The organism is Arthrobacter castelli DSM 16402, assembly GCF_000430705.1.
In the GTDB taxonomy this organism is placed as follows: domain Bacteria; phylum Actinomycetota; class Actinomycetes; order Actinomycetales; family Micrococcaceae; genus Arthrobacter_C; species Arthrobacter_C castelli.
Genome location: NZ_AUMN01000007.1, coordinates 100847 through 114034, shown reverse-complemented (window position 1 = coordinate 114034; position 13188 = coordinate 100847). Strand labels below are relative to the sequence as shown.

Genomic DNA, 13188 nt, shown 5'->3' with positions numbered 1-13188 from the left:
CGCGGTGAATTATTCCATGGGGGCGGTACAGAAATCAGTTTGAAATGTTTCTATTTCCCCTGGTTCTTGTACGTGAGTGGACATGAAGAAGGCCCGGACGGAGATTCCGTCCGGGCCCTCACGCTATCGAGGCCGAGGTCGTTCGTGCCTCGAAGCGGGTAGTGCTACTTGTCCTTCAACCTGGCAGGTGGGCCGCCAACGACCTTGATCCTGTCCCAACCGAGGAGTTCGCCCTCGCCGTCAAAGACAACGATCTTGTTGTTGCCCGGCTTAGTGCCCTCCGGAGTGGTCACCGTGACGGTGCCATCCCCTGATGCCTGGTGCCAGCCCAGTCCGGTGTCATTGAGGTGGATGTAGACCCATTCGCCGGCCTCGAGGTTTTCCAGGGTGACTTCGGAGGCCCCGCGCGGGAACTTTTCCTTGTCCAGGCCCAGGTCGATTTCGGTGTCCTTCTTCAGGTCCTTGCGGTCCGCCGGCTTCGGGGTGAAATCCGGTTCGAGGTTCAAGGCCTGGTAAGCGACGTCGTAAGAGCTGTAGTAGCCCTGTCCGTCCACCCGCTTGTAGGCATTGACCTGTGCTTCCCCGGCCGGCACCGATGTCTTGCCTGTGTCGAACTGCTGGTAGACAGCGGCACCGGGTTCGACATTCGAGAACTTACGCTGACCGTAGTCGGTGACGAAGCGGATATCCACCGGAACGTCCTCCTGGTTTACCGCATGGACGGCGATATGCACTGTCCCGTTGACACCTTGCGACTTGGCATTGGCGCGAACATCGACTGTCTCGTCCACCGGTTCGTCTTCAGCGGAAACAGGCAGCACCTCGGCCTTTCCACCATCGCGACCACCGGCGGATTCCAACGCGTTGGACTGGTACAGATTCGTACTGTCCGCAATCACGCCGGTGTTGTTGTGCAGGTGCAGGAACAGAGCCTTTGCATCCGTGACGCCTTCGGCCCTGTGTGCGGTGACCCCGTTGCCTTCAAAGTCGTCGAACAACAGATCACCGGCCGCATCGAACTTGCCGGGACCGAACCACAAATCCGGAGTGACCGGGTTGTAGGAGATCCAGTCCGTGGAGTCCACCGGCACTGAATTACCCTCATCATCAGCGCTGTAGTAACTGTTGGTCACTACGCGGTAGCTGATGTCCTTGGCATCGCCGGGATCCAGGCCCAAGGCAGAGACCGAAACCGGCAATGTCATCACATTGGTGTCAAACGGATTGGTCTTCTCTGTCTGGAACGCTTGGTTACCCAGCATGCCGTTCATGGCCTGCAGACCCACTTGCGCTCCGGTATCCGCGTCATAGAGGAAGACCAAAACCAGGTCCAGCCCGGCAGCCATGCCAGTGCGCGCGAGATAATCCGCGGCGCCGTCGTCGTCGACGTCGATCTCCACACTGATGTTGGTGGACGGTGTCATGGCCGCCCAGTTCTGCCAAGTGCTGACACCGAAGTTGATGGTTGCGTTCGTCATCGGCGCGTTCGCTGCCCGAAGAGCGGGAATGTTCGAAGCTGCGCCGACATATTGCAGGTCGACCCGCCGGGAGCTGGGAACTGCCAGGCTGCCGCTGGGGATCTTTCCGCTTTGCGCTCCCAATTCGAAAGCGCCGACAAGCGAGTTGTACAGCGTGCCGTCGGCAAACGAGCCCTGGAGCAGGTCGCGTCCTTCAAACTCGACGTTGGTGCTGAGGCTGGTGCCGAAATCCAACTCATCTCCGGCACTCATATCAGCGACGGGCTTGGGAGCGGAATGAACAGGAACCCGGAGGGTGGGAGCGCTTGGAGCGCTCAACTGCAATCTGCCCGATTCCTCCGACAAATACGCCCGCCGCAGATCCAACTGGAACTCTTCCATGGTTGGAGCCAGCGTGTGCCGCAGCGCAGTCGGATCGTTGATGTTCATGGTCACGTCCACAGTTGCCGAGCCCTGGGCGGGCACCGTGACGGTTCCCGGAGTGCTGTAGCTGACTCCCGGGGTATCGACTGCGGGCACGTACTCCACGTTGTAGGTGCGGGCCGTTGATCCCGTGTTCTGCACCGTGACCGATTTGGTGACGGAAACCGGATCAGAACCGGCTTCCACAATGCCGAACGCCAGTGAGACCAGGTCTTCTGCCTTGGTGGCGTAGGCGTACACATCTGTGTCGACCGCAGCGAGGGCATCCACCCGGCCGGAACCGACCCGGTTGGGGCCAAACGGAACTCCGTCGGACGAGAGGATGTCATGGACGGCGGTGTTCATTACCATGGACTTCACCGTCAGCGCATTCTCGATGCCGGTGCTGTAGACCAGAGCCGCAATTCCAGCCACCATCGGAGTGGCCATCGAGGTGCCGGACTTGACGGCCACGCCGTCTCCCGAGGCCACGGCCACGGAACCGATCAGCGTGCCGGGAGCCGCGACGTCGGGCTTCACGACGCCATTGGAACCATGCACTCCGCGGGACGAGCTGGCATTCAGCGTGTCTTTCGCGTCGGATGGAGCCGAGATGCCTCCGAGGTAGTCCGGGCTGAGCTTGAGGGTCAGCGTTCCGGCTTCGGCGGCCGGGCGCAGCTTGTCCGAGCCTGCGTTGTTCAGCTGCACTCCGGGGATGGTGGAGTTGCCGGCAATCCCGGCGGAGAATACGGAACGGGGCGAATCAAGCACGACGCCTGTGGCACCTGCCGCTTCGGCGTTATTGAAACGCTGAGCGGAGCCACAGGGGAACTCGCCGTTCTCCTCCCATTGGATCCAGACCCATTTTCCGTCCATCCTGGCGGCTGCTTCATCCGAGAAGGCCTCACAGCCGAACCGGTTGGCCTCAGGGGCCATCACGACGTCGCCGGTGAGTTCTTCCTCGGTGGCAGCGGCGTAGTCGAAGTTGACGCTGTACTGGCCGGCGGCCTGGCCTGCCAGATCTTCGGGCGCCAGTACGTCCACCCGGTCCAGGGTGATCCGGGAGCCGACGCTGTTGGCCACGGTCAAAGCCGAGCGAGCGTTGCCCGGCGCCCCGCCGACGTCGTACACGTCTGCCGCATTGCCGGAGGCGACGACGGAGAGGATCCCCAGTTTGGTCAGCTCGTTGACGATGTCATTTTCCGGATCGTCGGTGGGGGTGAAGTCCGAGCCCAGCGACATGTTGACCACATCGGCGCGGTCGCTGAAGTCGCCGTCGCCATTAGGGTCCAGCACATAGTCGAGAGCCTGTCCGACGACGGCGCTGGAACCTTCGCAGCCGAAGACCCGGATGCCGACCAGCTGGGCCTCGGGGGCCGAGCCGGGGCCGATCCGCATTTCGTTGACTTCGTCAGCGCTCAGCTCGGAGTAGTCGCCTTCGAAGGTGCTGCCGTCGGCATTGACGCCGTAGCCCGCCGCGGTGCCGGCCACATGGGAACCGTGTCCCGCTGTCTCGCAGTCCAGTGGATTCGGGTCCGGGTGGGGAACCGGCTGGTAGCTGTCCATATTCGGGTTGGCATTGTAGGAATCGCCCACCAGGTCCCAGCCGCCGACGAACTTGTCCGGATCCAACAGTCCGGAATCATCGGAAGGGAGCTGCTCGCTGGCCTGGGCTTCCTTGTAGGCTTCGACCGTGCCCGGTCCACCGAAGGAAGCATGGGTGTAGTCGACGCCGGTGTCGAGCACGGCGATTTTGACTCCCTCGCCGGTCACGTCCCGTTTGGTCCAGGTGTTCAGTGCCTCCGTGTCGATCACGGTGCCCTTGTTCCCCGGTTTCTTGGGGACGATTGGGGTGACTTGGACGACGTCGTCCCGCTTGGCAAGTTTCCGCAGGACCTTGGCCTCGGCAGCGACCGCGACGCCGGGCAGCGTGTTGGTGGTGACGTACAGCTTTCTGCCGTTGACGTCGTCGACGACGCCCCTGGCTTTTGCCTTGATGTTCTTTCGGATTTTTTTGACTTCGGCGGTCCTGTTGACCGGCTTCTTCAGGCCTTTCTCGACCATGGCCGGCTGCGTTTGTTCGTAGGCACCGTTGCCTTCGAACTGCACGTAGACGGCGACGATTCCGGTCTCGTTGGCCAAGTCGCCGCCGAGTTTGTCCTGTTTCTGCGGAGAGATCTCCAGGAACGGGTTTGCATGGGTGGAGCGATTCTCGGTGGTGCCTGATTCATCAGCCATGGCAGGAGCACAAAGGCTTGTGGCCAGTGCCATGCCCGCCATAGATGCCAGGATGCGTGCCCCGGCCTTGTGGGGGAGTTTCTTATTCATTCTTCTCCTCATTGAGCTGGCACGGCCCGGACAGTGGCCGGTTCATCGGTGAGCCTGCTGTTCCGGCGGTGCCATTTGCAATGCAAACATTCACCACCGGGGCTCCCCACCCAGCACACGGCCGTCGAAGCGCCGCCAAGAGGACCCCCAATGGTCGGAGCCCGGCCCCCGATAGGCCGGACCACCATGTACAGCCTTCGGGGTGGCTGAGCGTCTGTCAAGCATTTGCGGCTAATTCACTCAGAATTCGCTCCCACCCCTTGACGTGAGAACCGGCGTGGTGGAAAATTCGCTCTCGACACCGGGCGGCGGCGGATCCAGGCAATTAAGATCCGGCGGCGGGGCCACGCCGACGGCAAGCGAGGGACGGGAGGTGCGGCCCCGCAGACCGCACGCGAGGGATGAAACTGTGGCCCCGACACACCTCAGGCGCGGCACCGTGGCGGATGCCGCGCCTGTTGTCGGCTCATGTGTGGCTGTTCGCCCGGTGTCAGCCCCGGACTGCCCCGCCCTGCCATAGGGCGTCGAAGGGCGCGTTCGAGGGGATCCTGGCCCTGATGCCGGCCGTGACGAAGTCCTTGGCGGTGCGCGCTGCTTCCAATGGTGCCGCACCCTTGGCCAGCTCCGCAGTGATGGCGGCGGCCAGCGAGCAGCCGGCGCCGCTCACCGCGACGTCGCCGATCTTCGGCGCACGCAGCACCTCGAGCGACTCGCCGTCGTAGTAGACATCGATGGCGTCCTCGCCGTCCAGCCGGACGCCGCCCTTGACCAGCACAGCGGCACCGCTGTTGGCATGGATTCTCTTGGCTGCTTCCACCAGATCCGCTTCGGACTCGATCGTCTCCATCCCGGACAGTGACAGCGACTCGAAATGGTTCGGAGTGATGAAGGTGGCCAGCGGGAGCATTGTGGCCTTGAGCGCCTCATCGGTGTCCAACGCATGGCCGGGCTCCTGGCCCTTGCAGATCAGTACCGGGTCGAGCACGATGTTCTTCCACTGCTGTGTCTTCAACGCGGTGGCAACCGTGTCGATGGTCGCGGGGCTGCCCATCATCCCGAGCTTGACCGTATCCAGCTCGTAGGCGGTCTGGATGGCTTCGAGCTGGTCGGCGATGACCTGCGGCTCGACCGGGGTGAACCGGTGGTTCCAGTTATCCTTGGGATCGAAAGCGACGATGCACGTCAGCGCGGTAATGCCGAAGGCGCCAAGTTGCTGGAACGTCTTCAGGTCAGCCTGCGCGCCTGCACCCCCGGTGGCTTCCGAACCGGCAATGGTGAGGGTGACGGCCGGGCGTTCTGTGGTTTCTGCAGTGATGGACATAGTACCTATTTTCCATTGTTGCCCCGATCAGATTCCACCCGTTCAGTTGTGAGCCTCCGGCATGAAACAATTGGGGTGCCCGAATCACCGCCGCGGCAGAGATTCGAGGCCGCGTAAGTGCTAATACAGCGGAGAAATCCGTCAACCACTTCAAAGAATGAGATACCGATGACCCAGCTGGCCGATCAGGTCGAGGCGAAGTTCGCTTCCCGTGGCAGTTCCCATTTCGACATCCTGCTCGCACTGTTCTGCGTGGTGCTGATCCTGTCCAACGTCGGCGCCTCCAAGGGGGTTGCGTTTGGTCCCATCATTACCGACGGCGGGTTCTTCCTGTTCCCCATTGCCTACATCATTGGGGACGTGCTCAGCGAGGTCTACGGCTTCCGGGCAGCCCGCCGCGCCATCATCACCGGCTTCGTCACCGCTGCGCTGGCGGCCCTGACCTTCTGGGTTATAGTCGCGCTGCCCGCGGCCGATTTCTACACCAACCAGGATGCGCTCGCCTCGGTGCTGATGCCGGTGCCGCTGATCGTGCTGGCCAGCCTGCTGGGCTTCGTCGCCGGCCAGACGTTGAATTCCTGGGTGCTGGTGCGGATAAAAGACCGTACCCGCGAGCGGCATCTGTGGGCTCGTTTGATGGGCTCAACCGGTGTGGGGGAATTCGCCGACACGCTGATCTTCTGCTCCATTGCAGCCTCGGTCATTGGCATCACGAGCGCCGGGGATTTCATCAACTATGTCCTGGTCGGTTTCCTGTACAAGACCGCCGTCGAGGTGCTGTTCCTGCCCGTGACGACCCTGGTGATCCGCTGGGTGAAGAAGCGCGAGCCCAGCTACGGTGTGGCCGCGTAGGGGTTGACTCAAGCACGCCGGCTTCCGGCGTGGACCGGCCCGAGCGCTGGCCGGCCCGGACGGACCGTGCGCCGGCGTGGACCGGGACGCGAACGGAAATCCCGCCGGATGGCGAGATAGCACCTTGGCCACGAGGTAGTGGGTAGCAATGGGCTACGTGGCCGGCAGGGCGCTACTTCGTCGGACAGCGTGCATCACGGGTGCGCCTGGAGGCGGGCAGCTCTAGCGAATGCGGACTTGATTCTCGCCTCTACTTCTCTGGGATGGAACAGGTCTTTCCACTCCAGGCGTACGAAAATCCATCCCTCTTCCATCAGTTCCCGTTCGCGTTTGCGCTCGGCCACCAGCGCCTCCTTTGTAGGCCGATAATCGAAATACTTGGAATCGCCATCGAACTCCAGTGCGACCTTCAGCTCCGACCACGCGAAATCGAGCCGGTGGCGGCCGTTCCTTGTCCTGACCGGTACTTGCAATTCGGGCATCGGTACATCGAGGGCCTTAAGCAGAATGCGGGTGATGGTTTCGCCCGGTGATTCCGAAAGCGGATTGATGCCTTCCACCACCCTCCGGATGTTACGAATCCCGCGATGCCCGGACATTGACTCGACGATCTGCCGGACCCGGTCGGGGGAAGCACCAAGCCGGGCGGCATGGTCGCCGATGACCATTGCATGCTGATAATCCATAATTGCCGCGCAATCGACGAGCGTCCGCTCGAGGGTCGTGACCGGCCGCGAACGTAACGTGATGATGTCCTTTTGCGGCAACGTTCTTACGTGCCTCCGCACATCGGCAGGTACCTTTTTCGTCGAAGTGCGGGCGCGCCGGGAGATATGGACGGTGTTTGGCGTATCCAGCAGGAAGAGGCCATGGAGCAATGCGGCTGTGGTGTGGCTATAGACAGTGAAGCCGGACTTTGGCGAATTCCGTTCGTATGCCAAAACATGCTGGAGGGACCGCTCTTCCGCGGTCAATTCCTTCCACGCCTTGGTCTCGATGTAGGAACCTCTCCGCAGGCGGACCAGCTTGCGCCCTCTGACCAAAGTCTGGATCGAGCGATCAGTGAGGCCGGCGTTCAATAGTTCGACGGTTGTCCAAGGGCCTCCCGTTGCGGACGGCGCGCGCTCCAGCAAGGATTCGGCAGTTTGAAGAGTCATCACAGAGGAGAGTCTTCAGCATTTGAGGTCTGCGCGAATAGTGCGGGCGCGACCGTTGTGGATAACTGTCGGCGGCGCACGCGGCGCATTCCGTACCCGGTTTCACATCCACCGGCCATGTCGGGCTTTCTCGTCCAAGCCCAACCCCGTCTCCGGCCAAACCCCGCACCCGTCCAAACCCCCGTCGAGGTAGTGGCTTACCCCCGAAGTAGCGGGTTGCAACGGGCTACCTGACGGGCGGGGCGCTACCTCGGCGGGTGCGTGGCGGTGGGACCCCGGCGTGGACGGTGCCCGGTGGCTGGGCAGAGGCGGTGGGACCCCGGCGTGGACGGTGCCCGGTGGCTGGGCGGAGGCGGTGCCGGAGCCCCGGTGGCTGGACGGAGGCGGTGCCGGTGGCTTTGTGCAGGTGGGCGGTTCCGGCATGGGCGGGGCCGGGAAGGCGCGGGATCCCGGCTACTTCGAGTAGTAGCGGCCGATGACGTCGTCGCGCAACTCGAAGAACGTTCCGTCGTCGATAGCGTGGCGGGCGTCGTCGACCATCTTCACCACGAACCGTTCGTTGTGGATGGACGCGAGCGTGGCAGCCACCATCTCCTTGGCCTTGAACAGGTGGTGCAGGTATGCCCGGGTGTAGTGGCCGCAGGTGTAGCAGTCGCAGTCGTCCATGATGGGCGTGAAGTCGCGCTTGTATCGCGCGCCGGAGATGTTGACCCGGCCGTCGCGGGTATAGACGGCGGAGGTGCGTGCCACCCGGGTGGGCGAGACGCAGTCGAAGGTGTCCGCGCCGTTCTCGATGGCAGTGAAGATATCGTCCGGTTCGGAAATGCCCAGCAGGTGCCGGGGCTTGTCCTCGGGCAGTTCCTCGCTGCACCAGCCGACGATGGTCCCCAGATTGGCTTTCTCCAGCGCCCCGCCAATGCCATACCCGTCGAAATCCATCGCCCCGAGATCCTGGCAGGCCTTGCGCCGCAAGTCCTCGTACTGTGCGCCTTGGATGACGCCGAACAGCGCCTGGTACGGCCGGTGGCTGCGTTCGACGGTGAGTCGCTGATGCTCGGTGATGCACCGCTCCGCCCAGCGGCGAGTTCGTTCCAGGGACTCTTCCTGGTAACCGCGCGAGTTCATCAGCGTGGTCAGCTCGTCGAAGGCGAACATGATGTCCGCGCCGAGCTGGTGCTGCACCTGCATGGACACTTCCGGGGTGAAGCGATGGATATCTCCGCTGAGGTGGGATTTGAACGTGACCCCGTCCTCGTCGACATGGGCCAGCCGAGTCTTGCCCGCGGCGACGACGTGGTCGTGCAGTTCGCTGCCCGGCGTTTGCGACTCCATGCTGATGACCTTCTTGAACCCTGCGCCCAGCGACATCACCTGGAAGCCGCCGCTGTCGGTAAAGGTCGGCCCGTCCCAGTTCATGAATTTCCCGAGGCCACCGGCTTCATCGACCACATCGGGCCCGGGCTGCAGGAACAGGTGGTAGGCGTTGGCCAGCACGGACTGCGCGCCGAGCTGCTCCACCGATTCGGGAAGCACCGCCTTGACGGTCGCTTTCGTCCCGACGGCGACGAAAGCAGGGGTCCGGATCTCCCCGTGCGGCGTGGTGATGGTGCCGGTGCGGCCGTGAAAGTTCCCGGCGCTGCCGGTATGCCTGCCGGAGGGGTCAGCACCCCCGGACGGCAGATGCCGCCCGGGAGCGGTTTCGGACAGGCGTTTGCCGACGGAGAATGAGAAATCGGTTTGGGGCACCAGACTATTTTGCCAGTTCTGAGCAAACCGGGCCTTCCGCTCCGTCCCGGGCTGGACGATAATCAACTGCATACATCCCTACGACAGAGGTAGACGCCATGAGCGTGATGATGAATTCGTATCTCAATTTCCGCGACACCACCCGCGAAGCGATGCAGTATTACCACTCGGTGTTCGGCGGGCAGCTGGAGCTGAACACCTTCGCTGAGTTTCAGGCCAGCGAGGATCCGTCCGAGCAGGACAAGATCATGCATTCCGTGCTGACAACCGACCAGGGGCATAAGTTGATGGCCGCGGATACTCCCAATGGCATGGAATACAAGCCCGGAAGCGCCCACTCGCTCTCATTGAGCGGGGACGATGAGGCGCTGCTGCGCGGGTATTGGGAGAAATTGTCCGACGGCGGGACGGTCACCCTGCCGCTGGAAAAGGCCCCCTGGGGTGACACATTCGGCATGTGCACGGACCGCTTTGGCACCTCCTGGATGGTGGACATCGCGGGAGAGGAATACTGACTGCGATAAACTGGAAGCGCCCTTTCCTCGTATCGATGCCAGAGCCGCCGTCGTTCACCACCACCTGACAGGACGGCGCCGGACCCTCTAATGAACCATGTGCGCGATTTCTTCACCATGGCTCCATCCCAGAGGGACCACTATCCGGCAGCCCGTATCGCACTGGGTATTGCCGTGCCGCTGCTGGTGGTACTGGCCATCGGGCGCATCGACCTGACCATTTTCGCCGCGTTTGGTGCGTTCAGCGGGATCTACGCCAAGGCAGAGATTGCCGGCCGGAGATTCCAGCACCAGTCGATCGCCGGCTTCATCCTGGTGGCCTGCCTCGGGCTGGGAGGCGCATATGCGTCGATCGGCGCGTCGCCATGGGCCATAGTGATAACGACGGCGGTGGTCGCCGGAGCCGGATCTGTCGCCGCGGACTACTGGCGTCTGAAGCCTCCGGGTTCCTTGTTCTTTGTCTTCGCCTTTGCGGCGGTCGCGTCCCTGCCCGAAGTGCCGCCGTGGTGGCAGGCGCTGACGGTAGGAACTGCGAGCGTGTTGTGGTGCCTGTTCCTCGGCGCCGTGCCCGCCGTCGTTCGAAAACTGCGGAGATCAGGCGATATCGGTGCGCGGCTGCCAGCTTCGGAGCGTCCCGCCCCCGCGCAGATCCGGCCGGACCTGTCCGGTCCAGCCCCCATCGGGCCGGCCCCGCAACAACCCGTGGACTGGTCAGCGCTGATGGTGCACGCGCTGCGTTACGCCGTTGCCGCCGCCATCGCCGGCGGCCTTGCCACGTTCGCCGATATCGGCCACAGCTACTGGGCGATGGTGGCCGCCGTCGTCCCGATTGCGGCTCCCACCCTGGCCGGCCGGCTGGCCCGGGCCGTGCACCGGATCGTCGGCACGCTGGGCGGCGTCGCAGTGACCGCGGCCATCCTCGCGCTGCCGCTGCTTCCCTGGCACATCGTGCTGCTGCTGGTGGTGCTGCAATTCCTCGCCGAGATGTTTGTGCAGCGCCATTACACCGTGGCACTATTCTTTATCACGCCCCTGGCCCTGCTGATGTCGTTCCTGGTGACGCAGCCAGACCCCGCGGATCTGCTGGTGGACCGGACGCTGGAGACGGTGATCGGCGCCTTGGTGGGCGTCGCCGTCGTCGTGCTGATGCGTGAACGGGCCGCCTCGCTGAAGGGCCCGGAGACCGTCGGCCGCTAAAGCAGCGGGTCGGAGTCGGACAGGTTCTGTTGCCTCCAACTGTCCCAGCGGGAGCGGATGGCCTGGAGGTCCCTTGCCCCGAGTTCGTACGTCGAGGCGATCACCATCGCCCCGCCGTCGGGCCTGTCCTCTGTCGGGGGAGTGTCGGCGACGATCAATAGCCCGCGGCCGTGGTCGGCATAATGGTTCACGGTGAGGCCGAGCTGGTGTTCGGAACGGAACCAGACCTTGCCGCTCAGGTCCTCGCCAGTGGCAGCCTGCACCGAGTACTCGTCGCCGGGTTCGGGCAGGCCGGTCAGTCCCAGTTGCCCCGCAACCGGATCGGAACTGCGCGGGGTGCCGGCCAGGAATATGGTGCGCCGATTCGCCTTCGGGTGACGTTCCAGCGCGAACCGCAACTGCTGCAGGAACGTGATCCAGCCTTCGGTGACGACGTCGTAATCGGCCGCCGATGTGATGGAATCGCGTGGTGCCCGTTCCAGCGTCACCTGAGTGCCATCACCGACGGGGGCCAGCACAAAACGGTCGCCGCCATTTACGGTGAGGACGCTGTGCTGTTCGTCCTCGACATCATTGGTGAAGTAGATCTGCTTGATCTCGTCGTCGAGTTCCTCGTAATCCCAGCCGTGCCATTGCGCCACTTTGGAGGGCTCGCGGAGCATCACCCACACCTGGGCGGCGTCCGCATAGATGTGGACACTCAGATCACGCTGTTCAGTGATTCCCGCCATGCTTCGACCATACTCCCGAACCATGACGGGCGGAACAGCTTATTTGCCGTCGCCCACCAGCGTCCGGATGGCCCCCAGCTCGTTGCTGGTCAACCGCTCCAGTTCCTCGCCGCTGTAGGTTTCCGAACCCTCGTGCGCCAGCAAGTACAGCAGGGACTGCACGCGGAGCTTGCGCCAGTCCAGTTCGGTCTTCTTGTCGACGGCGGCCGCTGCGCGGGCGATTTCGCGGTCATAGAGGTTGGGCTCGTTGAGCTGGCGCTGCCGGACACGGGCATTGATCTTGTCCCGGAAGTCGTCCATGCTCTCCCGGTCCGGTGCCCGCAATTTGTGGGCGTAGTCCGCGGAGAGCTTCTCTTCACCGTTTTCGGCCGCGATGTAGGAGGCGATTGCCAGGCATCCTTCGATTCCGATCCAGCGGCCGTGGGCGCCGTCATAGGGTAACTCGGTAATCAGCTGGCACACGGGCATGGCATTCGTGGAATCGCCCAGGTCGATGAACAACAGCTGGGCCATGTCCTTCACATCCGACAGGCTGCTGCCGGATTTGGCGTTCAGCCCCTTGGACAGACGCTTGGCGATGCGCTGCAACGCGGCATGATTGGGGTGGGCCTGCGCCGCCTGCGCGACCACCGCCTCTGCAGTTCCCGACGGCGCGGGGCGGCGTTTCGGGGCAGGAGGAATCACCGCGCCGGCGGCTCCGGCCGGTGATTCTGGCTGCTCGCTGCCGGTCATGCACAACTCCTTGATCTATTTGCCCAACTACAGACAAGTATAGGAAGTTTCCGCAGCAGTACCGGCCAATATCGGGCACTGCGTGCGTGTCCGCCGTAAGGCAGATGAAATGGGGTCTGAGACGACCTTACAGCAGGTGGCGGGACGTATGCCGACGGCGGTCAGCGCCCCGGCCGACGTCGGTCAGCGGCCCCAGCCGGCGTAGGCCAGGGCCTGCCGCACCAAGTCGCCGCGGCCGCCCGGGAACTCGGACAACACCTGCTCGGACAGCACCTCGGCGGGTGTGAGCCAACTCAACTGCAGGGCGTCCTGGCGGGGCTCGCATTCACCGGTGACCGGCACCACATAGGCCAGTGCGACGGCGTGCTGCCGTTCATCGGTCAGCCCGGTCTGCGACGGCGAGGGGAAAAACTCGGCCACCGTGAACGGGACGGGGGAGACCGGCAGCTGCGGCAACGCCATCGGTCCCAGGTCCTTTTCCAGATGGCGCAGCAGCGCGGCCCGGACAGTTTCCCGGTACAGCACGCGCCCCGACACCAGCGTGCGCACCATGGTGCCTTCGTCCGACGGCTGCAACAGCAGCCCCACGTCCGTGACGCACCCCAGCGGATCAAGACGGACCGGGACGGCCTCGACGTACACCAGGGGCAACCGCTGGCGGGCTTCATGCAGGTCTGCTTCGGAGAGCCAGCCGGGGTAAGGATCGGGAGTGCGCACAGAACTCATTCT

11 protein-coding genes are annotated in these 13188 nt (G+C 63.5%); 4 read left to right on the top strand and 7 right to left on the bottom strand.

Annotation, left to right across the window (positions count from 1 at the left end):
• Positions 1-164: 164 nt before the first annotated feature.
• Complete coding sequence (locus H535_RS24585) at positions 165-4208, bottom strand: S8 family peptidase (RefSeq protein ID WP_162144877.1); 4044 nt, start codon at positions 4206-4208, stop codon at positions 165-167.
• 490 nt (positions 4209-4698) lie between these two features.
• Entirely contained in the window at positions 4699-5529 is an 831-nt protein-coding gene (gene thiD, locus H535_RS0109620) for a bifunctional hydroxymethylpyrimidine kinase/phosphomethylpyrimidine kinase (RefSeq protein ID WP_026819377.1), read from the bottom strand.
• A 168-nt stretch (positions 5530-5697) separates the two neighbouring features.
• On the opposite strand from thiD, the gene H535_RS0109615 reads away from it, so the two are divergent.
• Positions 5698-6381 carry a queuosine precursor transporter gene (locus H535_RS0109615; RefSeq protein WP_026819376.1) on the top strand — a complete coding sequence of 228 codons (684 nt, stop codon included), beginning with the start codon at positions 5698-5700 and terminating at the stop codon, positions 6379-6381.
• A gap of 194 nt (positions 6382-6575) precedes the next feature.
• Here the strand turns inward: H535_RS0109615 and H535_RS24580 are convergent, their stop codons facing one another.
• The gene (locus H535_RS24580; protein ID WP_155838644.1) at positions 6576-7460 is read right to left on the bottom strand and encodes a hypothetical protein; all 885 of its coding nucleotides are present in this window, start codon (positions 7458-7460) and stop codon (positions 6576-6578) included.
• Between the two features lie 358 nt (positions 7461-7818).
• Here H535_RS24580 and H535_RS0109605 point away from each other — a divergent pair, with 358 nt between their 5' ends.
• The gene (locus H535_RS0109605; protein WP_026819375.1) at positions 7819-8004 is read left to right on the top strand and encodes a hypothetical protein; all 186 of its coding nucleotides are present in this window, start codon (positions 7819-7821) and stop codon (positions 8002-8004) included.
• Here the strand turns inward: H535_RS0109605 and tgt are convergent.
• Complete coding sequence (gene tgt, locus H535_RS0109600) at positions 7992-9284, bottom strand: tRNA guanosine(34) transglycosylase Tgt (RefSeq protein WP_245580250.1); 1293 nt, start codon at positions 9282-9284, stop codon at positions 7992-7994. The genes H535_RS0109605 and tgt overlap by 13 nt on opposite strands.
• Positions 9285-9382: 98 nt before the next feature.
• On the opposite strand from tgt, the gene H535_RS0109595 reads away from it, so the two are divergent.
• Both H535_RS0109595 and H535_RS0109590 read left to right on the top strand, forming a co-directional pair.
• Positions 9383-9799, top strand: coding sequence for a VOC family protein (locus H535_RS0109595; protein WP_026819373.1), 417 nt, complete (start codon positions 9383-9385; stop codon positions 9797-9799).
• 99 nt (positions 9800-9898) lie between these two features.
• Complete coding sequence (locus H535_RS0109590) at positions 9899-10996, top strand: FUSC family protein (protein WP_162144876.1); 1098 nt, start codon at positions 9899-9901, stop codon at positions 10994-10996.
• Here the strand turns inward: H535_RS0109590 and H535_RS0109585 are convergent.
• The 3 genes from H535_RS0109585 to H535_RS0109575 form a co-directional block, all read right to left on the bottom strand.
• Positions 10993-11727, bottom strand: a complete 735-nt coding sequence (locus H535_RS0109585; protein ID WP_035769022.1) for an SRPBCC family protein — start codon at positions 11725-11727, stop codon at positions 10993-10995. The two genes, H535_RS0109590 and H535_RS0109585, sit on opposite strands and share 4 nt — an antisense overlap.
• 39 nt (positions 11728-11766) lie before the next feature.
• Entirely contained in the window at positions 11767-12459 is a 693-nt protein-coding gene (locus H535_RS24575; protein ID WP_051298933.1) for a DUF6707 family protein, read from the bottom strand.
• 183 nt (positions 12460-12642) lie between these two features.
• On the bottom strand, positions 12643-13185 hold the full coding sequence (locus tag H535_RS0109575) for an NUDIX hydrolase family protein (RefSeq protein ID WP_026819370.1): 543 nt from the start codon (positions 13183-13185) through the stop codon (positions 12643-12645).
• Positions 13186-13188 lie beyond the last annotated feature (3 nt).

Coding starts and splice junctions, on each gene's coding strand:
- H535_RS24585 (WP_162144877.1), bottom strand. CDS start 4,208: ATGAATAAGAAACTCCCCCACAAGGCCGGGGCACGCATCCTGGCATCT.
- H535_RS0109585 (WP_035769022.1), bottom strand. CDS start 11,727: ATGGCGGGAATCACTGAACAGCGTGATCTGAGTGTCCACATCTATGCG.
- thiD (WP_026819377.1), bottom strand. CDS start 5,529: ATGTCCATCACTGCAGAAACCACAGAACGCCCGGCCGTCACCCTCACC.
- H535_RS0109615 (WP_026819376.1), top strand. CDS start 5,698: ATGACCCAGCTGGCCGATCAGGTCGAGGCGAAGTTCGCTTCCCGTGGC.
- H535_RS0109575 (WP_026819370.1), bottom strand. CDS start 13,185: ATGAGTTCTGTGCGCACTCCCGATCCTTACCCCGGCTGGCTCTCCGAA.
- H535_RS24575 (WP_051298933.1), bottom strand. CDS start 12,459: ATGACCGGCAGCGAGCAGCCAGAATCACCGGCCGGAGCCGCCGGCGCG.
- H535_RS0109595 (WP_026819373.1), top strand. CDS start 9,383: ATGAGCGTGATGATGAATTCGTATCTCAATTTCCGCGACACCACCCGC.